Source organism: Chitinophaga sp. sic0106, assembly GCF_019219075.1.
Taxonomy (GTDB): Bacteria; Bacteroidota; Bacteroidia; order Chitinophagales; family Chitinophagaceae; genus Chitinophaga.
On the sequence record NZ_JAHUWJ010000006.1, the window covers coordinates 1 to 25,244 of the forward strand.

The following is a 25,244-nucleotide window of genomic DNA, read 5'->3' on the forward strand; positions in this document are numbered from 1 at the left end:
TGCCGCCAGCTTCCTTCAGATTCGCAGTCGCCCGCGACACCCTTGCTATTGGCTAACCCTTCCTACTACAAAGTGGGTTCGGGACTTGCACCCTATAGCAGATCGCCATGCCTGGCGCACACAAAAAGGTCGTCGCGGATAACCGTGACGACCTCTTTTTTATTCGTTTAAGCGGAAACTATGCTCTTACCTCACTGGCAGGTGTTCCATCCTGTAGCTGATTGATTTTATTGCTCTCCCTTACTTTAGCAGGTACCGGACGGATTTCCCATACAATACCAAACAAGCTCAGTGTTTTTAACACATAATAGGAGATGTCAACTTCCCACCAATAGAAACCCTGACGTGCAGAACTCTGATAGTAGTGGTGGTTGTTGTGCCATCCTTCGCCGAGGGTGATCAGCGCCAGCCATACACTGTTGCGGGATTGGTCGCCGGTTTTGTAACGCTGGTTACCAATTTTGTGCATCAGGGAATTGATGGTGAAAGTACCATGGTACAGGAAAATAGTGCTGGCAAAGAAACCGATGAACAGGGTAGATAAACCTGCGCTCCAGTCAAACCAACTGGTACCATTTACCTTGTTACCTACAAAATACACGGCAACAGCCAGTACCACCGCAGGAATCATATGCCATTTATTTAACCAGAACAGTTCCTTCGCCTTGTGATCCTTGATCAGATCCCAGCGGGTAGGCTTATATTCCGGGCCCATAATCCAGCCGATATGCGCATACCAGATGCCATAAATATTGGCAGAGTGTGGATCTTCCGGTGTGTCACTGTGTTTGTGGTGAATACGGTGATTGGCTGACCACCATAATGCGCCTTTCTGCAAACTGCTTTGCGCACCACCTGCAAGAATAAACTGAAAGAATCGCGACGTTTTAAATGCACGATGCGAGAAATAGCGGTGATAGCCCGCCGTCACAAAAAACATACGCACTACGTACAGTGCCGCGCACAATATCCAGTCAAATGCTGTTGTGCCGGTAAAAAATGCAAGAAAGGGCACCAAATGTATGCCCAGGAAATCTACTTGAGCCCACCAGTTTGGCCGTGCTCTCTGTTGCTTAATCGCCTTGTTCATCTCACAAAGATAGTTTCCAGAATTTGTTATAAATATGATTTAAATCAGATCGCGCAAAGTTAAGTTATTTAGCCTTCCCATCACCTCCCGGCTGAACATTTTACATTATGATGTGTTAGGGTTGTATCAGAAAACCAAGTTTTAATTAAATAATTATATTATGTCTAACCTCTTCAATGCGATCCGAAGTAATGTAAAATACTGGTGGCTGTACCTGCTCAATGGGATCATTTTCATCATCGCCGGGTTCGTAGTCTTCTCCAACCCCTTCAGCAGCTATGTACTGCTCAGTATATTCTTCGCCGTTACCCTTTTTGTGTCCGGTTTTGCTGAAATTATTTTCGCGGTGAGCAACCGGGAACATATGTATGGATGGGGATGGTCGCTGGCCTCTGGCATTATCGATCTCGTAGTAGGGCTGCTGCTCATGATTTACCCCGCCGTGAGTATGGCCGTTATTCCCATCTTCCTGGGATTCTGGTTCCTGTTCCGCGGTATCAGCCTGATTGTATTTTCCATCCAGCTCAGCATGGAGAAAGTGCCTAACTGGGGATGGCTGCTCGTAGGAGGGATCATTCTTATTATGCTGTCCGTGTTTATCCTCGACAACCCCGCCCTGGGCGTGGCCACCATCCTGGGGATCGTTGCCGCCTCCTTCTGGGTGGCTGGCGTGCTCGCCATCATTTTCGCATTCCGGCTCCGTCATGTGAAAAAGGAATTCAAGAAACTGGTGTGATTAATATCTCCCAAAAATAATATCAGGCCTGCGTTTTGTTCCCTGAAATTTTATCTTAGGAGAGACCAATGGTCTCTCCTAAATTATATTAAGCCTTGCTGAAGGCAGAAACTGGATAAAATTTTTGCCACCTATGCAGCTTTGCAGGAATCCCTGCGCTTCGTATATTTAACCTCCGACAAAAATCAACCGCATACATGACAATGAAATACCCACTTCTGCTGATGCTGCTGGCCACCAGCGCTGCAGCCTCCGCACAGTCGCCAGCTTATGACCATCACGAGGCTTTCGCGCCATTATTTTATACCAGCAACGGCAACGAATACCGCGCCGCCGACGGTGCACCTGGCCCAAAATACTGGCAAAATGCCGCCGACTATAACATCGACGCTGCTTTGGATACCGTAAATCACCGTATTACCGGTACCGTTACCATTACTTACCGTAACAACAGCCCGCAGGCATTGCCATTCCTTTGGCTGCAGCTGGATCAGCAGCACTTCCGGGAAGATTCCCGCGGTACCGCCACCATTCCCGGAGGTAACGAACGCTTCTCCAATAAAGACTATACTAAAGGCTTTGAACTCAACACGGTTAAAATAATTCAAGGCAGCAAACAATCGGAAGCCAATTATATCACTACCGATACCCGAATGCAGGTGCGACTGGCAGAACCGCTCAAATCCGGTGCCACCCTGCAACTGAAAATAGATTATGCCTATACTATCCCGCAGTATGGGATCGACCGCACCAGCCGCCTCAAATCGCGCAACGGCTGGGTGTATGAAATAGCCCAGTGGTACCCGCGCATGGCCGTGTACGACGATGTGCTCGGGTGGAATAACCTGCCCTACCTCGGCGGCGGTGAGTTCTACCTGGAATACGGTGATTTTACCTATAATATCACCGCACCGGCCAATATGATCGTTGCCGGTTCCGGCGAGCTGACCAACCCCGGGCAGGTATTATCCGCCAAAGAACAGTCCCGGCTCGCCGCGGCTAAAAGCAGTGATAAAACGGTATTCATACGCGATAGTGTTGCCATGAAATCCAATACGGCAACGGGTACACGCACCTGGCGCTTCGCCTGCAAAAATGCCCGCGACGTAGCCTGGGCCGCCTCCGCAGCATTTATCTGGGATGCCGCCCGTATTAACCTGCCAGGTAATAAAAAAGCGCTCGCGCAATCTGTTTATATCGCAGAAAATGCCGGCACCGGCGGCTGGGGAAGATCCACCGAATACGTAAAGGGCTGTATCGAACACTACTCGGAAAAATGGTATCCATACACTTACCCGGTAGCCACCAACGTGGCCGGTATGGTAGGCGGTATGGAATACCCGGGCATCGTGTTCTGCTCCTACAGGGCCAGCAATGGCGGCCTATGGGGCGTTACCAACCACGAGTTCGGCCACAACTGGTTTCCCATGATCGTAGGCTCAAACGAACGTAAGTATGCCTGGATGGACGAAGGATTCAATACCTTCATCAACGGTATCGCCACACAGGAATTTAATAACGGTGAATACTATACGAAATCATCGGTACAGCAACAAGCCCCCAGGATGTTCTCCAAATTTGAAGAACCACTAATGAACACACCGGACGTCATCGCATTAAGCTACATCGGCACGGCAGGCTATTATAAACCCGCTATGGGACTACAGGTGCTGCGTAATGTGGTGCTCGGGAAAGACCGGTTCGACTACGCCTTCCGCAAGTATATCGATGCCTGGGCCTTCAAACACCCGACACCCTATGATTTTTTCCGCAGCATAGAAAACGGCAGCGGGGAAGACCTCAGCTGGTTCTGGCGGGGCTGGTTCTTTAACAACTGGAAGCTGGATCAGGGAATTGAAAAAGTCACTTATCGCAAGGATGATCCTTCCCAAGGATCGCTAATCACCATCCGGAATTACAACCAGCTGCCCATGCCGGTAATTATCTCCATCACGGAAGCCAATGGCAAAACCAATACCATTCAACTCCCGGTGGAAATATGGCAGCGCGGCAGCACCTGGACGATTCCGTATGCTTCTACCTCTAAACTGCTGAAAGTACAGCTGGACCCTGAAGGGCAGCTGCCGGATCTCAACCTGAAAAATAATACCTGGGAAGAAGCTGCAACCGGCGATACAACAGTGCAGAAATAACAAACGAAGCCTTTATTTTTGCCGGATGAAAAGTATCATGATCGTAGGCACGGCTTCGGATGTAGGTAAAAGTGTGATCACAGCAGGCTTTTGCCGCATATTCAGGCAGGACGGCTATTCGCCGGCACCTTTCAAGGCACAGAATATGTCGCTCAACAGCTATGCGACCCCCGACGGGCTGGAGATCGGCCGTGCACAAGCCGTGCAGGCCGAAGCCGCCGGCGTACCCTGCAGTACGGACATGAATCCCGTGTTGCTCAAGCCGGGCAGCGATGTGTCGGCCCAGCTGGTACTGCATGGCAAGCCCGCCGGCAATCGCACCGCCGCCGAATACTTTACCACAGCGCACCACCTGGAACTGTTCAGGGAGGTGACCGTTGCCTACGATCGCCTGGCCGCCCGATATCACCCGGTGGTGATGGAGGGCGCCGGCAGTATTTCCGAAATCAATTTGTGGGACCGCGATATCGTGAATATGCGCATGGCCATGCATGCCAACGCGGACGTATACCTGGTGGCGGATATCGACAGGGGCGGTATCTTCGGCAGTATCTATGGCACTTTAGCACTGTTGCCGCCAGCGCAGAAAGCGCTCGTGAAAGGTATTATCATCAATAAATTCCGGGGAGATATTCAATTATTTGAGGACGGTCGCCGGCAGCTGGAACAGTTAACCGGCCTGCCGGTGACCGGCGTATTGCCCTACTTTCGCGATATCCATATCGAAGAAGAAGACTCGGTATCGCTGGAAGCAAAACACAGACGCCTGGCCCATGACAAGGTAAATATCGCGGTGGTGCTGTTGCGGCATATGTCCAATTTTACCGACTTCAATGCTTTGGAAAAGTATGAGGAAATCAATCTCTTTTATACCGATAACCCCGCCGATATTATAAAAGCGGACGTGGTGATCCTGCCGGGCAGTAAAAACACGATTGGAGATTTAATGGCCATCCGCAGCAACGGCACGGCTTCGGCGGTAATGCAGGCAGCGGCTGCAGGCAAAACGGTGATCGGTATTTGTGGTGGCTACCAGATGATGGGCGCCACAGTAGCTGATCCGTACGGGGTAGAAGGGGAGATAAGAGAGGTCGCAGGGTTAGGATTATTGCCGGTAAATACTGTACTGGCGCAGGAAAAAACTACGAAACAACGGTATTTTACTTTCAGGGAGCACCCGGAAACCTGCGTGGGTTATGAAATTCATATGGGTACTACTACCGGCAGGGAGTTGTGCCCGGTAAATATTTTGGGAGATGGAAGTGCCGACGGTTACTGGGGTTCCGCAAAATGCTGGGGTACTTACCTGCACGGTATTCTTGATAATGAGGTGGTGGTAAAACAGGTGATTCATAGCATAGGCCGCCAGATCAGCACCCGGTTTGACTATGCCGCTTTTCGTCAGCAGCAGTATGATAAATTGGCGGCCCTAATGCGTGAACATCTCGATCTAAATGCTGTTTATAGTTCATTGGTAAAACAATGAGTTGTAAACTATGAAACAAGGGCATGGGGATGACGCATATCTGGTCAACAAAAAAATAGTGGCTGATTTCAGCAGCAACCTCTGGTATGGCGGATTGCGGCCTGAGCTGAAAACCCACCTGGCGGGCATGTTGGATACAATCGGACATTACCCGCAGGTAGCCGGTGAACGGTTGCAGCAACTGATGGAAAAGCACCTGAAGGTTGGGCCGGACAATATCCTGCTCACTGATGGTGCCACACAGGGAATCTACCTCATTGCGCAGGCCTTTGCCGGCGCTACTACCACAGTGGTAGGTCCCACTTATCCCGAATACGCGGACGCCAGCCGCCTCTTTGGCCACCAGCTGCGCTACATTAACTGGGATCGGCTGGCCGATGGCATTCACATTGACTCCGATATCTTTTTTATCTGTAATCCGAATAATCCCGGCGGACAAGTATATCCCGGCGATCAGCTCCAGCAGCTGATTACAGCCAACCGTAAACGCATCTTTGTGGTGGACGAGGCCTATATCCAGTTTACCCGTGAAACAACTTCCCTGCTGCCACATTTGCATCGCCTGCCCAACCTGCTGATCCTGCGTTCGCCTACCAAAGCCGCCTGCTTTCCTGGCTTGCGCTTCGGTTATATAGCCGGACAAAAGGCCTTGCTGGATAAGGTGCGCGCTTTTCAGATGCCCTGGGCCATCAATCAGCTGGCTTTGGCGGCCGGCACCTTTTTAATTACAAATCCTGCCATATTTGATTTTCCGCTGGATAACCTGCTTGGCGATGCTTTTCAACTGAGAGAAAAGCTGAAAACAATACCGGAGCTGAAAGTCTACCCCACGTATACGCATTATTTTTTATTTGAAACATTGACCGGTACGGCGGCGGAATTGAAGTCGTGGCTGATCGACAAATACGGCATTCTTATCAGGGACGCCTCCAATATTGAGGGACTCTCCAATGGATTTTGCAGAGTTGCCTGTCAACAGGAAAAAGACAACAAATTACTGTTCACCGCACTCAGGAAATGGGCATTCCAATAAGCCCGTATATTCATAAACGTTATATATCAAAAACTCCGGAGAATTCCGGTGCTACTGAACTAAATAGATCTGTCAAAAGTTATAAATTGTATCAGGAAATCTGAACAGCGGAGTTACTTCCCGGGAAAATGATGATCTTTGTTTTGAATCATATTTACAGGAGACAAGTAAGCTAAACCATGTATAATTCAAAGTTTCCCTCGATAAGCATTTTGGGATGTGGCTGGGTAGGAAAGCCGCTGGCGCTGCATTTGCAGGCAGCAGGCTATCGCGTGAAAGGGTCCAGAACTACGGCTGCCGGCGTGGAGGAAATGAACCGGTTGGGCGTACAGGGGTGCCTGGTAAAGCTGGAAGAAACGAAGATGACGGCTGATCCTGAATTCTGGGATGCAGATGTACTTATCATAGACGTGCCCCCACGTATGCAAAGAGGAGAAGGCGCGTTTGTAGAGGAGATGACCACACTGGTTGGTCACCTGCGTACCACCCGTATTGGAAAAGTTATTTTTATCAGTTCTACCTCTGTATACCCGAACGTAAACGATAAGGTAACGGAGGAATGTACGAAGTTGCCTGATACGCCCAACGGCCTGGCGCTGCTCAAAGCAGAGCAGTTGCTGATGCAGGCAACCGCCTGGGATACCGTTGTGTTGCGATTTGGAGGCCTTGCTGGCTACGATCGTATGCCAACCACCCAAAGGAAGGTAAACGAAGCAAAAGGCCAGGATATGCCCCTAAACCTTATTCATCGGCTGGATTGCCTGGGCGTAATTGCTGCCGTGCTGGAAAAGGATTGCTGGAACGAAGTGTTTAACGCCTGCGCCAGTTCACATCCGATGAAGTTTAACTACCATGTGGCAGCGGCTGCGCATTATGGCTTTCTGCGTCCCAGGCGCAAAACCCCGGACGACGAGTCGTACAAGATCGTGTCCAATTCCAAGTTGAAAAAAATGTTGGGATATACTTTTATATACGATAACCCGCTGGAGTTTTTTGAAGCGGAGCCGGGTTCTTCAGCCGGTAAAATGGCAGAAGCAGACCGGCAGGGGTCAAAGCAGGTTTGACATTACAAGCGGCCTGTATGCGCCAATAAGGGATTTAACGAAAATTTGGGTACAATCTGCGAAAAAAATCTTAATTTGATTGGACCTAAGTCAACGTTCAACTGCTAAACCTGGTAAATTGTGAATCCTTTATTCCTGACCACCCTGACCATTGCCGCCATAGGCGGAGTTATCTTTATTTACAAAGTATCTTCCAGAAAGAAATCCATTCCTGCAGTGCTACGCTCTGCCGCCATCGTCAAGATCAACAGCTATAAGTCGTTCGGCATTATGGCTACCGTTCGGTTCAACGATGCCGGTGTACCACAGGTAGGGGACCAGATTCAACAGGAAGGCCACACCTATAAAATCAAAGGTGTGATTTCTGAAAGTCCCCAGCAGCATGACCAGGTATGGGAATGCAAGCTCGAAAAAATCTAATACTCAATGCAGTATGTCAAAATATATTGGTTAAACCCGGAAGATGACAGTGCCGAAATCCAATTTAGTGAACTGGATGACGGCCGCTTTGAACGCAGGAAGATTGAAATCTATCCGGACGGTAGTTTTGGCATCGCAGACAGTACCTTTAATTTTGGAGGGACAGCCCTCAGTGTGGAACCATTGCCTCAACCGGACGGACTGGACGATAAGTCGCGCCCGGTAGCGGAAATCCTTTCTCAGAAAGAGTTTGAAGATGTATGGTACAAATACTATAACTTCTTGTCGTCCTGATTTTCCCCTGGCCTGCCATTTGCGTTGAATAACCCTAAAATACTAGTATATGCAGCCATTTATGATCAAAACGCCCTTCGGCCGCTTTTATGTAAAACCCGCCGGTACTCCAGATCACGAACGCTTTGCCGTAGATGTGAACGGGGAAGAAATTATGCTGGAAATGGACGACGACGGTTATATGCGTGCACCAGGTGCCACCGATGCCGGACACCGCCTGAATATGGGGCTGCTCAATAAAATCGCCGATGAAATCACCGGCTTTTTTGCGCAGCTGGGTAAAAGGTAAGCAAGCCTATACCGGCATCCCGAAAAGCTGTAACTTTTCCAGGATATCCTCTTCACGATATGGTTTCATGATGTAGTCACTGAAGCCCGACTTGAGGTATAATGCCAGGTCTTCTTCCAACACATTACCTGTAATAGCTATAATGGTAACTGCCGCCTTATCCTTGTCCGGCCAGTTCCTCATTGCCTGCGCCATGGCTAACCCGTCCATGCCCGGCAGGTCTATGTCTGTCAGCACAATATCAAACCGGAACGTATCAAAGGCAATCAGCCCTTCTTCTGCATTGGATACCACTTTGTAATGCACCTGCATGCGGTCCAGCATGAGCGATAGCAATTTCTGATTCAGTACACTATCTTCTACCACCAGTATCCGCGTAAGTGCGCTATGGCGCTCCAGGTCGCCTATGTTGACCGGTACAGTCACTTTCCGGGTGGCGGGCGTATGCTCCACCGGTGGGTATTTTATCTCAAAATAGAAAGTAGACCCTTTACCGTGAATGCTTTTCACGTAGATCTTTCCTTGGTGCAGGTCAATGATTTTTTTAGCGATATGGAGTCCCAGCCCGCTGCCGGCAGCTTTTACAAACGAGGTGTCCGGGGTGCCCGCCTGGGTAAAGGCGTCGAAGAGCTGGGGCAGGTCGCGGTTATGAATACCGATACCGGTATCGGTGACGGCTACCTCCATCAGGTTGGCAGCGTTGTCTGTTTGTCGCATGGAAGCGGTGATGGTAATATCCCCGGTTTCCGTGTATTTGATGGCATTGGCCACCAGGTTGGTGATTACCTGTTTGAGCCGGAAGGCATCTCCGCAAACCAGCAGGGTAGTAGGGAAGTAGATGTTGACCGTCATTTGCAGGTTTTTCATCTCCGCCTGTACCAGCAAGGTGTTACAAACTTCCTCAATGGCGGCTCTGGGCGAAAATTTCTCCTGTTTTAATACGAGTTTATGGGTTTCTATTTTCGTATAGTCCAATACGTTATTGACCACCTGCAGCAGCATTTCGGCACCGGTACGTATAGCCGACACCGTTTCTGGTTTATATTCCTGCTTCAGTTGCTGCGTGTAGCCGAGCACGCTATGAATAGGGGTACGTAGTTCATGACTGATGGTGGCAGCGAATTCGGATTTTTGTCGCGCCAGCCGCTCCGCCTGTTGCTGACTGCGCAGCAGGGCGAGGTCGTAGCGATACAGCCGCATAATACCGTACACGATCAATCCTGCCAGCAGCAGCACCAGGGGGATTTCCCAGTAGCTCTGTTGCCAGATGCGTTGTACAGCGCCGGTGGCGGCCGCCTGTTGTGCCAGCCGTTGCTCGCCGGCGGCGATGAGGATGTTTTCCCGGGCTTGTTGCAGGAGGGAGTCCAGCGCCGCGAAAATACGCGTGCTGCCCAGCACGAGGTCCTGCTCGGCGCTGTTCATGCTGCGCTGTGTTTTGGCAGCGTCGGTGAATAGCTGGTCGTAGGCCGACTGCATATATTGCAGCTGCGCATTGCCGGCGGCAGGGTTATTATGGTGGACTACATTTACCTGGCTGCGCTGTTGTTGTGCAGCGGGCTTGTTGGCAATGGCGTCTTTTAATCTCCCAAACAATTTCTTTTTACTCCGGGTGGTTACTTCGCTGGTGGTAACTACGGTATCTGTATGTGAGCGGGCTTGTTTGTTAATGGCGCCCATCACCCGTTCCGGCAGCGATACCGCCGGCGGCACATAGGCCTGTTGCAATGCCAGCAGGGTGTCCAGCTTTTCACGGCAGGCAATAAACACCCGCATCTTTTCGGCTTTTCCTGCCAGCAGCCGGTGAATGGCGCCGTTGCTGATACTGTCTGTCAGTAGCGTATCCAGCTCCTGGCTGAGCCCATTGAGCTCTTGCTGGTAGCGGGTATAAAACTGTTTATCCCAGGTAACCGTATATAATCTGAAGTTGTTATCCGCACGGTACAACAATCGCATGGCATTATCCAGGTGCACAGGACTGATCATTACCGTTCCCATTTCCCGGATAGTGTGACTTAGTTGCTGTGAGGTACGCTTCCGTAAAAACAACAGCATAAACAGGCTTACTAATATCAGTACCAACAGGATCAGGACGGCAAAACGGACAAATGTTTTTCGCTCGTGGTTATTGTGCATGCTTGGGTGTTTGGCGCTTGGCTGCTATCGTATTTTGAGCTAAAATTAAGGGTTTTCAATGGTTGATTATAATCTGATTTTCATGATAAATTATTGTTTTGCAGTTACTTAGCTATAAGTATTTTATGCATTAGTCTAAATGATGTATTATAATATTTTGTTAGATTATGAATTGAACAAATTTGAAATCCTTAGGTTATAATTGAAGAAATATCTTGTAATCTTGTATATGCATTATTTCAGAAGATTATTAACTGTATCCTTCCTCCTGGCGACCTTTGCCTCGCAGGCGCAAATGGCCAGGCCTGATCCGCATTACACCTTTTTCTCCGGTGCCAATGCTGTTCAGGACAGAAATTTCTACTTATTCACCCTGATAGAGAAAATGCCTGCCGTCCGGAAAGTCATCGTGCAGGACGCGTATCTGCAAAACATTTCGAAATCATTCAGCGAACACCTTGCGGGCCCCGTGCATGCGGATGTAAAAGATGCCAACGGCCTGGTGAGGCCTTTCCTGTTTTCCAATGAAGAGGTGGCGGGCATCGGCTACCGCCTGAACGAACTGTTGCAACAGGAGCAGACGGCTATGAGTCCGTTGATTCACACCATGCGCAACAGCGGCCTGTTTCAGTTGTACAACCGTATGAGTGATACGGCACTTTTAACACAAGCCTGGCAGGACGCCGCCAAAGGGGTAAACTATATCATTGACGCCTATACGAAAGGTAAGGGCTTCCGCTACCCCAACATCGATTCGGCAGCGTACTGGGTGAAATCGCCCGACTACTACGCCAGCGTAAACAGCGTGCTGGACAAGCTCCAGTCTGAAGACCTTAAAACCAACCTCTTTTTTGAACCTTCGCTGGACCTGGCACTGGCGCTGCTTTCGCTCAATCGCCACGATGAAGCCGGCAGGTATGAGCCCATGTCCAACCTCAACCAGTCGGCCTACGCCACCATCAAATCCATTCACTGGAAAAAGTTTGCGTATACGGCCATCCTGATCCTGGGCGCAGGGCCGGGCAATAAGAGTAATATCAGTGATGCGGGTAAGCTCCGTTGTAAATCCGGTGTAGCAGCGTATAAGCAGGGGCTCGCGCCTTTTATCATTGTTTCCGGTGGTCATGTACATCCCTTCCTCACGCCGTTTGCAGAAGCGCTCGAAATGAAGAAGTACCTGGTAGATAGCCTGGGAATGCCCGATAATGCGGTGATTGCAGAGCCTTACGCGCGCCATACCACCACCAATATCCGAAACGCCAACCGACTCATCTATCGCTCCGGAATGCCGGTTGATAAACGCGTACTCTGCGTGTCGGACAATATGCATCTCACCTACATCAGCACCCGTTTATTCGAACTGCGTTGCAGGCAGGAACTCGGTTACCTGCCGATGATAAAGCCGCAGAATGTCAGTGAAACGAGTATTTCTTATTTGCCCGATTTGAATTCATTGCAGGCAGATAGTCGTGATCCGCTAGATCCTTGATGCCTGCGACTGTACTTTATTTGCCAGAGGCGAGACCGAAGGTATCGCCTCAATCGTTTCCCGTCCTCCGCAGGCGAACGAGAAACGACCTTCATCAACAACACGCAAACGGGCAAAAAAGATAAATCACAATCAAATCCTTTTGCTACTTTTATTTAAACGCACTAATAATGGAAACCACTATCCAACCCTTGTACACCATCCTAGGTGCCAATGGTGTAATCGCCAACGAAACCGCTAAACATCTGACCGCAAACAACCACCGGGTACGCCTGGTGAGCCGTAACCCGAAATCTATTTACGGTATTACCGACCTGGTATCCGCCGATATCACCAGTGAAGCAGATACGCTGCGCGCCGTGCAGGGCTCAGACGTAGTGATTCTTTGCGCCGGACTCAAATATGATATTAAAGTATGGTCAGTTGCCTGGCCGGCCATCATGGACAATGTGATTCGTGCCTGCAAAGCTAACGGCGCCAAACTCCTGTTTTTCGATAACGTATATTCATATGGGTTAGTAGAAGGGCAGATGCTGGAGTCCTCGCCGTATAACCCGGCCAGTAAAAAAGGAGCCGTGCGTGCCAGAATTGCCACCCAGCTGATGGACGAAGTACAAGCGGGTAATATCAACGCTACGATCGCCAGGGCGGCCGACTTCTACGGTCCCCATGCCAATCAGACGGGCTTTCTGAACCTGATGATCATGGAGCGCTTCAAAAAGAAAAGTGCCGCCATGTGGATTGGTCGCGACGATATGCCGCATAGCTATACCTATACACCGGATGCCGGCCATGGTATGTATTTATTATCGCAGCAGGCTGAATCCTGGAACCAGGTATGGCATCTGCCTACCGCCGCCCCTGCGCCGGATGGAAAGGCCTACGTGCAAATGTTCGCTACCGCCATGGGTGTGAAAGCAAAACATTTCAACCTGGGCAAATTTATGCTGGGCGCTACAGGTATATTTGATACCACCGTTAAAGAGATAGTAGAAATGCTCTACCAGAATAATTATCCGTATCACTTCAATTCCGGAAAATTTGAAAAATTTTTCAACTACACGCCAACCGGCTACCAGCAAGGAATACGTGATACTGTAGCCGCTGAAAAGTAGATTAGTCTACTAGTTTTGTAGGAAATAAATTTGGAGAATTGATTTTCCGCTGTATCTTTGCATCAGTTCTTTAAGAAGTTACTTATCAAGAAAGGAGTAGGGACATGGCCCGTCGATACCTTAGCAACCTTCACACCCGGTGAAAGGTGCTGCATCCATCCTCATCATATGAGGAAAGATAAGTCAGATTCAAAGTTTTACAGTATTCTCCGGAATCAACATATTAAAACTCATCTGGCTGTCAGATGAGTTTTTTTTGTGCCTGTGCGCAAACGAAACACAGCTGCAGGCCCCCGTATGCCCGCTTGATAGTACCTCAGCAAGAGCCCATTATTCATTTTTAAAACTTTTTTCCCATGAGTACTATCACACAACTGATTCATTCGATTCCCGTAGATCCTCAGACCGGCGCTATTGCTGTACCAATCTACCAGACATCCACCTTTGTGCAGGATGCACCTGGCGTGAATAAAGGATATGACTATGCACGCAGTAATAACCCTACCCGCGAAACAGCAGAGAAAATTATTGCAGGCCTGGAAGGCGGTGCAGGGGCTTCCGCCTTTGCCAGCGGCCTCGCAGCAATAGATGCAGTGATCAAACTGCTCAAATCCGGTGATGAAATAATTGCCGTGGATGATATCTACGGAGGTGCGTTCCGGTTATTCGATAAAGTCTACAAAAAATTTGGTATCACTGTTCATTATGTAGATACTACGGACGTGTCGACCATCTTCCACGCTATCACCCCGGCTACCCGGCTGATATGGCTGGAAACACCCACTAATCCTACCTTAAAGATTTCAGATATTGAAGCGGTAGCCAAATTGGCCAAAGCACATCATATCCTGCTATGCGTGGATAATACTTTTGCTTCCCCTATCCTGCAAAAGCCGCTGGAGCTGGGAGCGGACCTGGTGGTGCACAGCGCTACCAAGTACCTCGGAGGGCATAGTGATCTTATTGCCGGCGTAGTGATTGCAAAAACGGAGCAGCTTGCGCAGGAAATCAAGTTTTACCAGAATGCCTGTGGTGCCGTGTTGTCGCCGTTCGACAGCTTTCTGCTGATACGTGGTATTGAAACATTGCCTTTGCGCATACGTGTACACAATGAGAATGCGCAGCGCCTGGCCGAATTCCTGGAGCAGCATCCGCTGGTGGATAAAGTATTTTATCCGGGTCTGAAATCGCATCCGGGTCATGAGCTGGCAAAGCGCCAGAGTAAAGGGTTTGGTGGTATTATTTCTTTTACATTGAAGGAAGATACTGTGGCCGCAGCTACTACGTTTGTAACGGCTACTAAATATTTTAAACTGGCAGAGAGCCTGGGTGGCATCAAAAGCCTGGTAGCACATCCCGCAGCTATGACGCATAAATCCATCCCGGATGAAAAACGTAGAGCCGCCGGCGTGAGTGATAGTTTAATCCGTTTATCTGTTGGTTTGGAAGACACCAGTGACCTGCTGGAAGATTTACGCGAAGCTTTCGACAAGCTGGCGGTGCAACAGGCAGCCCAGGCAGCTACCGCTACCGCTGCGAGTAACTAAGCTGTATCACCTGTAGGTGGTTGCAGGGAACCACGCAGGAACCGCGTAGTAAGCATGGCTGCCACATTATCACCGGTGGCGTTGAGTATGGTGGCCAGCGGATCTACAAGTGTGCCGATGATCATGAGTGCTGGCAGGGCCTCCGGCGGAAAGCCATACACACTCATCACCAACAGTTCACCTACATAACCACCATTAGGAATACCTCCTTCTACAATGCTGGCGATCACCGTTACGCCCAGCGCCATCAGTATGGTCTGGGGATTATCGAAAGCCTTGCCGTACATGCCGAATACCACGGCCATTTTGATGATGGAGCTGATACTGGAACCATCTTTATGCAGCGTTGCGCCCAGTGGTATTACCACACTCGCGATATCGTTGGGCACGCCCATGCGTGGAGCAGCTTCCAGGTTGGAAGGAATGGTGGCAATACTGCTACCGGTTCCCACTGCCGTTAGTGAAGGGACTATATTATTTTTCCAGAAACGCTTTACCCCGCTGGTACCTCCGGCTACAAAAGCATAAAAACTGAAACCAACCAAAAAGTAAACCGTGCCAAATCCATAGTAGATGCCCAGCGAGTGCGCATAGGTACCGAATAGTTCAGGCCCCAATGTTCCCACCTGGTAAGCAAAGTAAGCACCCAATCCAATGGGTGCCGCTTTCATTATGACCAGCAATACCTGCTTCATCACTTCATTGCCGGAATGGAGAAACTGCCGGAAACCGGCGCCGGCAGGGCCGGAGCGCATGGCTGCAAAACCGGTGATCACGGAAAATATAATGAAAGGCAGCATGTTTTTGCGGGAAAGCAAAGCGTAAAATTCATCCACTGTTAGCAGCTGCGTCAGCTGCTGGCCAATATTGCCGGGGTTGGAAATGTCGCCCGCCTGATGCGTTAACACCACCTCCTGGTGAATAGGAAACAGCCATACACATACGATGGTGCAAAAAGCTGCGATCAGCAGCGTACAAAGGAAAACTACCGACATTACGCCAAGTATGCTGCCCAACTTTTTACCAGCATCTACCTGAGCAATAGCATTGGAAATAGCAAAAAATACAAGGGGAATAATAGCGGTAAACAGGAGATTCAGGAAGATGTCACCGATAGGTTTTAGCGCCGTTACGCGCTCGCCCAGTACCAATCCGAGAATACTACCGGCCATGATGCCGCCGAGCAGCCACAGTACATGGCTGTAATTTTTGAGGAAACCCATGCAGGATAATTTTCAGCATACAATTTAGCGGTAATTCTTAACATGCCAAAGTAAACGGGATGGATGTACGAAGATACCGCCAGGTGAACATTTCTTTTTGCCGGCTGTTTACACAAAAGAAACCAGTACCATCACCCATGAAACAACTGCTGTTCAGTATTCTTTTGCTTACCACCGTTGCGTTTGTAATTCCTCCGCAGGAGCAACTAACGGTGGGAGAGGTGCTGCGCAAAGCGCGCCAGCTGGATCGTGACAGTACCACCGTGCAATTGATCGGGTATATTTCCGGGAAGGTGAGTAAAGGATTGTACAAGTTTGAAGACAAAACTGCAGAAATAAAAATCTATATCGATGATAACTACCTCCCTGCCAAGCCCTTTGACGACAGGATTCAGATGGTAGTGTACGCCTGGGTCCAGTACGAACAAAACAAGCCTGTCACCCTAAAGGCAAACAGGCTTGTAACAGAGTTTTAACGACCTACAGCATTTTTAATACGAAGCCGTATATACTTTTCACACTGGCCAGCATTACAATTACTGATACCGCCAGCATAATAGTTTTAGCAGAAATTTTATTGGATACCCTGGCCGCAATAGGAGAAGCGATGGCACTTCCTACAACGAGCCCTACTACCGCTTCCCAGTGTACGTGGGATAATATGGTAATGAAAGTCAGAGAGCTCAGCATGGCAATAAAAAAGCGGCAGGCCTTCACTGTTCCTAAGGAAAACCGCGGATGGCGGCCTCCTGCAATGAGGGAGGAGAGTACAATAGAGCCCCAGCCACCGCCGCCGATGGCGTCAATAAAGCCTCCAAAGAATCCCAGGATACCAATGCGTTTAATCTTTTTGGGCGCTTCACCTTCGCTGGCTTTACGCCGGATATTGATAGCGCGCTTTAAAATGATGGCACCGAGGATGAAAGTATATAAGGAAACTACCGGTTTAGTGTAGGTGGAGTAATGTTCAAGGGAAGAGAGCAGGTAGGCGCCAATGACAGCACCGGTAATGCCCGGGATAATCAGCATTTTAAACAGCTTCTTATTAACGTTCCCCATTTTAAAGTGCATCCAGCCGGCAATCCCGTTGCTGAGAATTTCCGAAATATGTACGGCTGTGCTGGCAGATGCGGGAGGGATTCCCATAGCCAGAGAAAAAGTGGTGGAAGTGATGCCGTACGACATACCGATGGCACCGTCAATCATGGCAAAAATGAAGCCTGCTATCAGGAAATAATAGAAGGTGGCAGGTACTTCCTCCACGTAGGTACGGAAGGTGGGTACCTGCAGCCATACGGTTACCAGTAAAATTGCCAGGGACAAAACGGCGGCCGTCCACCAGATTAACCGGGCCCTTCCTGCCGGTAGCTTTGCAGCGGTAACTGTTGCTGGTGGCTCAATGGGTGGAGCGCTGGCGGTATTGGCTACGTGCGATGGTATAACTTTCTCCATGTAGATTTCCTGTCTATTTCTCCACAAAATACATAAACTCTATGAAAATAGTAGACTAGTGGAAAAAAATGTTTAGGGCTGCAAAATACGGAAGGGGGCTGAGGCAGACAAAAATTGATTAACGTATAAGATTTCTTTAGCCTATATTTGGGCTTGCGAACCAATTTACCCACATAATGTTTCTACAAGTTCTTGGAACTATCATACTCGTTTTACTGAATGGATTTTTCGTAGCAGCCGAATTTGCCATAGTTAAAGTCAGATCATCACAAATAAACAGCAGTGGCGCAGGTTCAAAACGCGCTACAAAAGCTGCCAAACACGTATTGAATAACCTCGACGGCTACCTGGCCGCCACCCAGCTGGGTATCACCCTGGCATCCCTTGGTTTGGGCTGGGTAGGTGAATCGGTAGTAACCACACTGGTACTGAATTTTATGTCCAGCATCGGTATGAGCATCACGCCGAGCGCAGCACATGCCATTGCCATTCCTATTGCATTCTTTATCATCACTGTACTGCATATCGTTTTCGGAGAGCTGGCGCCTAAATCCATGGCGATCCGCAAGCCCCTGCCTACTACGCTGGCAGTGGCAGTACCCCTGAAATTTGTATACATCGTATTCCGTCCTTTCATCTGGATGCTCAACGGCCTGGCCAACAGCATCCTGCGCCTGTTTGGCTTACAGCCAGCCGGTGAATCGGAAATTCACTCCGAAGAAGAGCTTAAACTGATCATTTCTGAAAGCCAGGAAGGCGGCGCTATCGAAGAAACAGAAAGAGAGCTGATTCAAAATGTATTCGATTTTGACGATAGCCGCGTGAAAGAAATTCTCACCCACCGTAAGGATATTTCTGCCCTTGATATTGCCCTGCCATTTGACCAGCTGGTAAACCAGGTGATCACCGACGGCTATTCCAGGTACCCGGTCTATAGCACCTCCCTGGATGATCTGAAAGGTATCATCTATACCAAGGACCTCGTAAAAGGGGTGCATGAGAAAAAACTCACCGATATCAACTCCATCCTCAAACCGGTATTTTATGTACCGGACAGCATGAAGATCAAGGACCTGCTGCGTACTTTCCAGCTGCAGCGCACCCAGATTGCAGTAGTGACCAACGAGTTTGGAGATACCGAAGGTATCGTGACCATGGAAGACATTCTTGAGGAACTGGTAGGTGATATCCAGGATGAGCACGACCACGAGGCGCCGATCGTAGAGAAAAAAGACGACTCCACCTATATTGTACACGCCCATGAAAATGTGGCGGACCTGAACGAACACTTACCTGTACCACTGCCGGAGAGCGAACATTATGAAACACTCTCGGGTTTAATAAACTACGTACACGGGAATATTCCACGGGAAGGGGAAATTGTAAATATCGACCACTATGAAGTGCTCATATTGAAAATGTTCCGCAGCTCCGTTGAAAAGGCCCGTTTAAAAGTATTACCGGAAGCATCAAGTAATAGTTAGTTTATGGAGAAGAAAATCCTGCATGTACTGGAGGGTCGCGAAAAGAAAATTACAGAAACAGAAACGGTACGGCAGTCATTGCCTACTGCACAGTTTCGCTTCGCGAATCCTTTCATTGTGGTACACCACATGCCCCCTAAGTTTTATGCTGCCGGCAGCCCGGAAGAGCGCCTGCACCCGCATCCGCACAGAGGCTTTGCGCCCGTAACGTTTATGTTGCAGGGCCAGGGCTATCATCGCGATAATGCCGGTAACGCCATGGCAGTTTCCGCCGGGGACGTGCAGTGGATGTTTGCCGGAAAAGGCATCCTGCACAGTGAAGGCCCTTCTCCTGAATTCCTGGCAGAAGGTGGCAACTACGAACTGCTGCAGCTATGGTTCAACGTACCGGCTGAACGGAAATTCGGTGATCCCTACTATCAATATATTACCGGTGATCGTATGCCGGTTGTTACCGACCAAAACGGAGTACACTTAACCCTGATAGGAGGAGACTATGGAGGACAAACAGGCCCGCTTACCAATTTCACGCCTATCACTGCTATCTGGGGTACTATTCATGCAGATAAGGAGTTTTCCTTCCAGGCCACTCCGGGTAACTGGACATTACTCTATGCTATCGACGGGAACCTGCTGGTAAACGGCACCTCCGTGGATGGCTACCACCTGGTGGTGTTTGATAAGGATGACCCGAATACGGATATTCATGTCCAGGCGACCGAGATCACGCGCATTCTATATCTCTCCGCCACTCCTATCAATGAGACCATAGCGGCCAAAGACAATTTTGTAATGAATACCGCTGAAGAAATTGAACAAGCCTTTGCGGATTACAAAAACGGCCTTTTCGGTACCCTCGAAAAATAAAAATTAAGTTTACTACCTGTATTACAACTAAAACTAAATTCCTATCTTGTTAGTGAAACAATGATAGGAAGCCATCAACCAGAAGATAAAGATTTCATAACGTAGCCTTTTTGCCAGGATAAGTAATTTTAGTCCTATTTAAATTTCCGGCCGCCGCTGCATGCCGCGCGGCATCTCTCAACTGACACCAAAGGTGGCAGTTGCAGGATACCAGCTAACGACAACCGGAAAGCGTACGGCAGTTATATGGGTACTGCCACTTTAACTTCATCAGTTTTGGAAAATATACAGGTAGTAAACGAAAACACGCTGTGGAAAAGCATCATTGCAGGGGAACAACCTGCATTCAAAATGCTGTACGAGGCATATGCCGACCTGTTGTTTGCTTATGCCAACAGGTATACTAACGATAAAGAGATCATACTCGATTGCCTGCACGACCTTTTTATTGACCTCCATACCTGGCACCGCAACCTGGCCACGGAGGTGAATGTGCGCTATTACCTGCTCTCCTCTATGCGGCGCAAACTGTATACCGCCCTTAAAAAGGCGTCCAGAACCAGTCTCCAGGGCGACATGATGCAGTTTTCCGTTGATTTTGAAACAGAATCTGTACAATCAGCCATCATCGCATCCGAACAGGAGCAGCAACTCTACCGGCAACTGGCCAGGCAATTAAATCAGCTGCCCGCCCGCCAGAAGGAAATTATTTATCTGAAATACCACTGTGATTTATCTTATGAAGAGATCGCAGCTATCATGCAGATATCCGTACCTACCTGCCGCACCCTTGCCTACAGGGCAGTGAAACAAATGCGCCAGGCGCTGGATGCCTCGGCAGCAGCCGCTTTCAGTATTATTATAGGCCAACTTTTCCGCCATCTGTAAAAATATTTTTAAAACGGAGTCTATATTCTTTTTACTACCTACTCTTATTAATTATAGCCGGAATTGCACACATGGACCTATTTGATCAGCAGGAACAACCTGAACCAGGCCGTACCGAAGCCCACATGGCCGCGCTTGCAAAAGCAGCTGGCAACGAACGCCTGAGCGCAGACGATAAGGATGCACTCTGGACCCGTATTCACCAGCGCATGGACCGCCCGGCAAAGCAACCGTTCCTGGTGGTGCACGGCTGGAAAATAGCTGCAGCCTTACTGGTGTTGCTGGCGCCGCTGATATGGCTGCAAACAACGCGTAAACCGGTACCCGCCATTGTGCGCTATGCCGAAGCCATGCCGGAATTGGATGCCGACACGCTCACGGCTACACGCCTGTTACTCGGTAAGCAGCAAGGGATGCAGGTAACGCAGCAGCATGCAGTGATCAGTTACCTCCATGACGATTCCCTGCTGGTAAACAATGAAGCACTGGCGCAAAACAAAGCGGCCGTCTTTAATACCGTGCTGGTACCCTATGCCCACACTGCACAAATCACGCTGCCGGACGGCTCACGGGTATGGCTAAACGCCGGCTCCAAACTGGTGTATCCCACCGCTTTCAACAGCGGCAACCGTGAAGTAGTACTGGAAGGAGAGGGGTATTTCGAAGTAGCCGCCGATCCTGCGCATCCGTTTAATGTATACGCCGCAGATGCACAGGTACGCGTACTGGGCACCGCGTTCAATCTATCGTCTTACAAAAATGAAAAGCAACAACTGGTACTATGCAGCGGTAGTGTATTACTGGCAAGTGATGATAAGGAAAGTTTGCTGAAACCCGGACAGCTGGCGGAGTTACAACCAAATGAACCTGTACGGATCAGTCAGGTGATAACAGGGCACTACACCGCCTGGAAAGAGCATCACCTGATGGCTGATCATACTTCGTTACATGAAATACTGAGAAAATTAGCCAGGTACTATAATATAAAAATTGATATCAGCCCGATGGCTGCCAAAGAAACATTTTCCGGAGACCTTGACCTGCAGAATAAGATGGAGGTAGTGCTGAATACTATTGCCAACGCTACATCCATGCATTGTGAGTATGCCGATGGAAGGGTGATCATTAAATAACAAATAGGCTTTTATCGAATATCAATCGGCAACTGAAAAGTTGCTGCCGGCCGGTTTATGCGCAGAAACCGGCAGGGACCACTATTTTCTAAACCATCCAAAATAGATGTATGCGAAAACTCTACGTTTATCTGCTCCTATGCCTGTGTATTGCTGCAACGCAGGCGGCCACGGCCACGCAGAACGGGCAACTGCTCGTAAAACTAAAAAACGCACCGGTAACGGAACTGTTTAAACAAATCCAGGAACAAAGTGCCTGGCGCTTTTTCTACAAAGATGACCTGGTAGCAGATGCGGGAAATATCACCCTGTTTATGCACGCAGGCATCACCGATATTCTCGACAAAGGATTGCAATCTACCAGCCTCGGCTATACGATTTCCGGTAACCAGGTTACCATCGTGCCGAAGGCGGCCATGCCTCCCAGGCAAAGCAAAAGCAACGCCGCCGCTGACGATACCCTGGTACTGGTAAAAGGCCGGATATACGATACCCACGAACCTCCGCAAGGCCTGCCAGGCGTTACCGTAAAACTAAAAGACGGTAACATCGGTACCACCTCAGATCCGGATGGTTATTTCAGCATCCGCGTACCTAAAAACAAGCTGCTGGTATTTTCCCAGATCGGCTACCTGCCGCAGGAATACAGCTCCGGCAACGGTAATAACGGCCTCACCATCGCGCTCAAAGAAAATATCTCCCGATTGGATGAAGTGGTGGTGACAGGTCTTACAGAGCAACAACGTAAGCATATCGCCAGCTCAGTGGCTACGCTGAACGTGGCTTCGGCCATGAATGGCAAACCTATTACTACCATCTCCCAGGCCCTGCAGGGCGGTGTGACCGGCTTGCAGGTACAACAAGGCAGCGGCCTGCCAGGAGGCGATGCTGCCACGGTGAAAATCCGCGGTATCAGTACCCTCAATAGCTCCAATCCGTTAGTGCTGGTAGACGGTGTGCCAATGGATATGAACCATATTGATCCGCTCACCATCGAAAGTGTAACGGTACTGAAAGATGCCGCCGCCGCCGCCAGCTATGGCGCACGCGCTGCCAACGGGGTCATTGTAATCACCACCCGCCGTGGCGTACCCGGAAAAGTCAGCGTGATGTATGATGGCTATTATGGCTTGCAGTCGCCCACCTTCCTGCCCGACCTCGTAGATGCACCTGCCTACATGCGCATGTACAATGAGGCACAGGTAAATGCCGGCAACCAGCCTTTTTATTCCCAGGATGTAATCGACAGCACCATCACCGGCGCAGACCCGGTGAAGTACCCGAATACCGACTGGCAAGACCTCATCATCAACAAAGCAGCGCCTATCACGAGTCAGTCGCTTGGCATCAGCGGTGGTAACAATATGGCCCGCTTTGCCCTCAATGTCAACTACCAGAACCAGGAAGGGATTATACCGTTATCGCGCCAACGTAAATACAATATCCGCGCAAATACTTCTGTAAGCCTCAGCAAAAAATTAACGGTCAACATCGACCTGCTGGCGATCAAGAGAAACCAGTCGCAACCCAACAGGTTGAGTGGTTCCAACGGGAACCGCATCCTGGAAGATGTATACCGCGTACCTCCTACCATACTGCCTAAATATCCCGAAAATCAATATGGTGTTGATATCTATGGTCGATTTGTAGACATCGTGAACCCACTGGCATACGCCGAAAAAGGAGGTATCCGCAAAGGGGAATTTGGTCAGAGCAGCATCAATCTCCAGCCCCGCTGGGAGGTAATGCCTAACCTGTTTCTGCGGGGGCAGTTCAGCTTCCGTTTGAACAGTGATATCACGCAGGATACCCGCGATAACTATAACTTCCTGGATTATAATACCGGACAGTTATTACAGACCTGGACGCAACAACGCGCCTTCAAGCTGGCACGCACTACTTACTATTACCTGGCCGGGTCTGCGGATTATACGCTCGACAGAGGCGACCACCACCTCTTTGCCATGGCTGGTTACTCACAGGAAGAAAGTAATAATGGTACACAAACCAGCTCCAGCGATGTAACCAGCATCAGCATCTGGTCGCTGCTGTCCGCCTACGCAAAAGTGAACTATTCCTACCGCGATAAATTCCTGCTCGAGCTGACCGGCAGAACAGACGGTAGTTCCAAATTTGGTCCGCAAAATAAACATGGCTTCTTTCCTTCTGTAGCAGTAGGCTGGAACGTGAGCAAGGAGCCGTTTATGCAAAGCATTAGAGCAGTGAGCAATATGAAGCTGCGCGCTTCACTCGGTAAACTGGGTAATGAAGGCATTGACCCTTACCTGTACCAAAACACCATCAATAACAGCAATGGTGTGGAAACATCCAACGGTAACCCTATCATTGGCTGGGAAACTGTGAACATGCTGGATATCGGGTTGGATCTGGCGTTGTTCAAAGGCAAGCTGGAACTGGTGGCCGACTATTATGACAAACGTACCACCGGCATGATCCTGTTTCCGCAGCTATCGTACACCGGCGGATTTGAAGACGATGTGCCTTTTAACTCCGGTAAGGTGTCAAACAAAGGGTGGGAAGTATCCCTGAACTATAACGCGCAGGTAAATAAGAACGTGAATCTTTCTATTCGCCCAGGTGTTACCAGCAACAAAAACCGTATCACCGATATGGCGGGTGGTACCAACATTACCACCACTACTATTGACGAAGTGGGCGGCCCTATTGGCTCATGGTTTGGCTATAAGGCGGCCGGGCTGCTACAGGCTTCCGACTTTGATGCTGCGGGTAACCCGCTGATCCCGGTAGTGCCTGGCGCCAAACCCGGTGACATCAAGTACCTGGACCTTAACAATAATAAGATTATTGACAGTGAAGATCAGCAGCGCATTGGCAGCAATCTGCCTACGCTCAACTACTTTGCCAACGTACATATAGGCTGGAAAAAACTGGACCTGGAATTTTTGCTGCAAGGTGTAAATAAAAGCGATGCGATTTTACAGGGTATGCTTGCACTTCCATTGGATATGAGTAAAGACGGAGGCGTACCTACGAAATACTATTTGAGTAACTACTGGACACCGGAACGTACAGATGCGAGGTTTCCGCGCCTGAATGCCGCTCCGGCCAGCAACAAATACAGCTCTGACTTTTGGTTTGAGAACGGAGCCTACCTGCGTCTGAAATATATCCAGCTGGGATATAACTATAGTTCAGATGCGCTGAAACGCGCCGGTATCAGCAGAATCAGGGTGTATGCGAATGCGCAGAATTTGTGGACGCTGAGCAGCATGACGCTGATGGACCCGGAAAGCCAGGGTAACCAATGGACTTATGGTGTAATGAAATCATTTATCGCAGGTCTTAATGTTCAATTCTAAAAATATA

At 49.3% G+C, this 25,244-nt stretch carries 21 protein-coding genes and 1 riboswitch; of the genes, 17 read left to right on the forward strand and 4 right to left on the reverse strand.

Going from position 1 to position 25,244, the window contains the following annotated elements; genetic code table 11:
• Nucleotides 1–178: 178 nt before the first annotated feature.
• Nucleotides 179–1,090: an acyl-CoA desaturase gene (locus tag KW844_RS10625; protein WP_218376708.1), complete on the reverse strand. Its 912-nt coding sequence runs from the start codon at nucleotides 1,088–1,090 to the stop codon at nucleotides 179–181.
• Between the two features lie 160 nt (nucleotides 1,091–1,250).
• Between KW844_RS10625 and KW844_RS10630 the strand changes: the two genes are divergently transcribed.
• The 8 genes from KW844_RS10630 (at nucleotide 1,251) to KW844_RS10665 (ending at nucleotide 8,565) form a co-directional block, all read left to right on the forward strand.
• Nucleotides 1,251–1,826, forward strand: a complete 576-nt coding sequence (locus tag KW844_RS10630; protein WP_218376709.1) for an HdeD family acid-resistance protein — start codon at nucleotides 1,251–1,253, stop codon at nucleotides 1,824–1,826.
• Nucleotides 1,827–2,029: 203 nt separating this feature from the next.
• Complete coding sequence (locus KW844_RS10635) at nucleotides 2,030–3,979, forward strand: M1 family metallopeptidase (RefSeq protein WP_218376710.1); 1,950 nt, start codon at nucleotides 2,030–2,032, stop codon at nucleotides 3,977–3,979.
• Between the two features lie 25 nt (nucleotides 3,980–4,004).
• Complete coding sequence (locus tag KW844_RS10640) at nucleotides 4,005–5,465, forward strand: cobyric acid synthase (protein WP_255578341.1); 1,461 nt, start codon at nucleotides 4,005–4,007, stop codon at nucleotides 5,463–5,465.
• A gap of 10 nt (nucleotides 5,466–5,475) precedes the next feature.
• Nucleotides 5,476–6,498 (forward strand): histidinol-phosphate transaminase, encoded by a 1,023-nt coding sequence (locus KW844_RS10645; protein WP_218376711.1) that lies wholly within the window; start codon nucleotides 5,476–5,478, stop codon nucleotides 6,496–6,498.
• Between the two features lie 179 nt (nucleotides 6,499–6,677).
• A complete protein-coding gene (locus KW844_RS10650; RefSeq protein ID WP_218376712.1) occupies nucleotides 6,678–7,562 on the forward strand; it encodes a hypothetical protein in 885 nt (294 codons plus the stop codon).
• A 120-nt stretch (nucleotides 7,563–7,682) separates the two neighbouring features.
• The gene (locus KW844_RS10655; RefSeq protein WP_218376713.1) at nucleotides 7,683–7,982 is read left to right on the forward strand and encodes a hypothetical protein; all 300 of its coding nucleotides are present in this window, start codon (nucleotides 7,683–7,685) and stop codon (nucleotides 7,980–7,982) included.
• 6 nt (nucleotides 7,983–7,988) lie between these two features.
• A complete protein-coding gene (locus KW844_RS10660; RefSeq protein WP_218376714.1) occupies nucleotides 7,989–8,276 on the forward strand; it encodes a hypothetical protein in 288 nt (95 codons plus the stop codon).
• A gap of 49 nt (nucleotides 8,277–8,325) precedes the next feature.
• Entirely contained in the window at nucleotides 8,326–8,565 is a 240-nt protein-coding gene (locus KW844_RS10665; RefSeq protein ID WP_218376715.1) for a hypothetical protein, read from the forward strand.
• 6 nt (nucleotides 8,566–8,571) lie between these two features.
• On the opposite strand, the gene KW844_RS10670 is transcribed toward KW844_RS10665, so the two are convergent.
• Nucleotides 8,572–10,698, reverse strand: coding sequence for an ATP-binding protein (locus KW844_RS10670; protein ID WP_218376716.1), 2,127 nt, complete (start codon nucleotides 10,696–10,698; stop codon nucleotides 8,572–8,574).
• 229 nt (nucleotides 10,699–10,927) lie between these two features.
• Here KW844_RS10670 and KW844_RS10675 point away from each other — a divergent pair, with 229 nt between their 5' ends.
• The 3 genes from KW844_RS10675 to KW844_RS10685 all read left to right on the forward strand — a co-directional run bounded on the left by KW844_RS10675 (nucleotide 10,928) and on the right by KW844_RS10685 (nucleotide 14,849).
• A complete protein-coding gene (locus KW844_RS10675) occupies nucleotides 10,928–12,187 on the forward strand; it encodes a YdcF family protein (protein WP_218376717.1) in 1,260 nt (419 codons plus the stop codon).
• Between the two features lie 170 nt (nucleotides 12,188–12,357).
• Nucleotides 12,358–13,302: an NAD-dependent epimerase/dehydratase family protein gene (locus tag KW844_RS10680; RefSeq protein WP_218376718.1), complete on the forward strand. Its 945-nt coding sequence runs from the start codon at nucleotides 12,358–12,360 to the stop codon at nucleotides 13,300–13,302.
• 79 nt (nucleotides 13,303–13,381) lie between these two features.
• Nucleotides 13,382–13,487, forward strand: a riboswitch (SAM riboswitch).
• Nucleotides 13,488–13,658: 171 nt separating this feature from the next.
• A complete protein-coding gene (locus KW844_RS10685; RefSeq protein ID WP_218376719.1) occupies nucleotides 13,659–14,849 on the forward strand; it encodes a PLP-dependent aspartate aminotransferase family protein in 1,191 nt (396 codons plus the stop codon).
• Here the strand turns inward: KW844_RS10685 and KW844_RS10690 are convergent.
• The gene (locus KW844_RS10690; RefSeq protein WP_218376720.1) at nucleotides 14,846–16,072 is read right to left on the reverse strand and encodes a dicarboxylate/amino acid:cation symporter; all 1,227 of its coding nucleotides are present in this window, start codon (nucleotides 16,070–16,072) and stop codon (nucleotides 14,846–14,848) included. The genes KW844_RS10685 and KW844_RS10690 overlap by 4 nt on opposite strands.
• 59 nt (nucleotides 16,073–16,131) lie before the next feature.
• Here KW844_RS10690 and KW844_RS10695 point away from each other — a divergent pair, with 59 nt between their 5' ends.
• Nucleotides 16,132–16,548, forward strand: coding sequence for a NirD/YgiW/YdeI family stress tolerance protein (locus KW844_RS10695; RefSeq protein ID WP_218376721.1), 417 nt, complete (start codon nucleotides 16,132–16,134; stop codon nucleotides 16,546–16,548).
• Nucleotides 16,549–16,552: 4 nt separating this feature from the next.
• Here KW844_RS10695 and KW844_RS10700 read toward each other — a convergent pair whose 3' ends face one another.
• Nucleotides 16,553–17,524: a sulfite exporter TauE/SafE family protein gene (locus tag KW844_RS10700; RefSeq protein WP_218376722.1), complete on the reverse strand. Its 972-nt coding sequence runs from the start codon at nucleotides 17,522–17,524 to the stop codon at nucleotides 16,553–16,555.
• 176 nt (nucleotides 17,525–17,700) lie between these two features.
• On the opposite strand from KW844_RS10700, the gene KW844_RS10705 reads away from it, so the two are divergent.
• From KW844_RS10705 to KW844_RS10725, 5 genes are all read left to right on the forward strand, one after another.
• Nucleotides 17,701–19,008 (forward strand): hemolysin family protein, encoded by a 1,308-nt coding sequence (locus KW844_RS10705; protein WP_218376723.1) that lies wholly within the window; start codon nucleotides 17,701–17,703, stop codon nucleotides 19,006–19,008.
• Between the two features lie 3 nt (nucleotides 19,009–19,011).
• Complete coding sequence (locus KW844_RS10710) at nucleotides 19,012–19,875, forward strand: pirin family protein (RefSeq protein ID WP_218376724.1); 864 nt, start codon at nucleotides 19,012–19,014, stop codon at nucleotides 19,873–19,875.
• 276 nt (nucleotides 19,876–20,151) lie between these two features.
• Nucleotides 20,152–20,763: an RNA polymerase sigma factor gene (locus tag KW844_RS10715; RefSeq protein WP_218376725.1), complete on the forward strand. Its 612-nt coding sequence runs from the start codon at nucleotides 20,152–20,154 to the stop codon at nucleotides 20,761–20,763.
• Between the two features lie 71 nt (nucleotides 20,764–20,834).
• On the forward strand, nucleotides 20,835–21,896 hold the full coding sequence (locus KW844_RS10720; protein WP_218376726.1) for a FecR family protein: 1,062 nt from the start codon (nucleotides 20,835–20,837) through the stop codon (nucleotides 21,894–21,896).
• 110 nt (nucleotides 21,897–22,006) lie between these two features.
• Entirely contained in the window at nucleotides 22,007–25,237 is a 3,231-nt protein-coding gene (locus KW844_RS10725; RefSeq protein WP_218376727.1) for a TonB-dependent receptor, read from the forward strand.
• Nucleotides 25,238–25,244: the final 7 nt, after the last annotated feature.

Excerpts from the sequence above, each read along its gene's own strand:
- KW844_RS10680 (WP_218376718.1), top strand. The coding sequence starts at position 12,358 with ATGGAAACCACTATCCAACCCTTGTACACCATCCTAGGTGCCAATGGT.
- KW844_RS10720 (WP_218376726.1), top strand. The coding sequence starts at position 20,835 with ATGGACCTATTTGATCAGCAGGAACAACCTGAACCAGGCCGTACCGAA.
- KW844_RS10675 (WP_218376717.1), top strand. The coding sequence starts at position 10,928 with ATGCATTATTTCAGAAGATTATTAACTGTATCCTTCCTCCTGGCGACC.
- KW844_RS10695 (WP_218376721.1), top strand. The coding sequence starts at position 16,132 with ATGGATGTACGAAGATACCGCCAGGTGAACATTTCTTTTTGCCGGCTG.
- KW844_RS10700 (WP_218376722.1), bottom strand. The coding sequence starts at position 17,524 with ATGGAGAAAGTTATACCATCGCACGTAGCCAATACCGCCAGCGCTCCA.
- KW844_RS10710 (WP_218376724.1), top strand. The coding sequence starts at position 19,012 with ATGGAGAAGAAAATCCTGCATGTACTGGAGGGTCGCGAAAAGAAAATT.
- KW844_RS10650 (WP_218376712.1), top strand. The coding sequence starts at position 6,678 with ATGTATAATTCAAAGTTTCCCTCGATAAGCATTTTGGGATGTGGCTGG.
- KW844_RS10660 (WP_218376714.1), top strand. The coding sequence starts at position 7,989 with ATGCAGTATGTCAAAATATATTGGTTAAACCCGGAAGATGACAGTGCC.
- KW844_RS10625 (WP_218376708.1), bottom strand. The coding sequence starts at position 1,090 with ATGAACAAGGCGATTAAGCAACAGAGAGCACGGCCAAACTGGTGGGCT.
- KW844_RS10630 (WP_218376709.1), top strand. The coding sequence starts at position 1,251 with ATGTCTAACCTCTTCAATGCGATCCGAAGTAATGTAAAATACTGGTGG.
- KW844_RS10690 (WP_218376720.1), bottom strand. The coding sequence starts at position 16,072 with ATGGGTTTCCTCAAAAATTACAGCCATGTACTGTGGCTGCTCGGCGGC.
- KW844_RS10685 (WP_218376719.1), top strand. The coding sequence starts at position 13,659 with ATGAGTACTATCACACAACTGATTCATTCGATTCCCGTAGATCCTCAG.
- KW844_RS10640 (WP_255578341.1), top strand. The coding sequence starts at position 4,005 with ATGAAAAGTATCATGATCGTAGGCACGGCTTCGGATGTAGGTAAAAGT.
- KW844_RS10635 (WP_218376710.1), top strand. The coding sequence starts at position 2,030 with ATGAAATACCCACTTCTGCTGATGCTGCTGGCCACCAGCGCTGCAGCC.
- KW844_RS10725 (WP_218376727.1), top strand. The coding sequence starts at position 22,007 with ATGCGAAAACTCTACGTTTATCTGCTCCTATGCCTGTGTATTGCTGCA.
- KW844_RS10705 (WP_218376723.1), top strand. The coding sequence starts at position 17,701 with ATGTTTCTACAAGTTCTTGGAACTATCATACTCGTTTTACTGAATGGA.
- KW844_RS10670 (WP_218376716.1), bottom strand. The coding sequence starts at position 10,698 with ATGCACAATAACCACGAGCGAAAAACATTTGTCCGTTTTGCCGTCCTG.
- KW844_RS10665 (WP_218376715.1), top strand. The coding sequence starts at position 8,326 with ATGCAGCCATTTATGATCAAAACGCCCTTCGGCCGCTTTTATGTAAAA.
- KW844_RS10645 (WP_218376711.1), top strand. The coding sequence starts at position 5,476 with ATGAAACAAGGGCATGGGGATGACGCATATCTGGTCAACAAAAAAATA.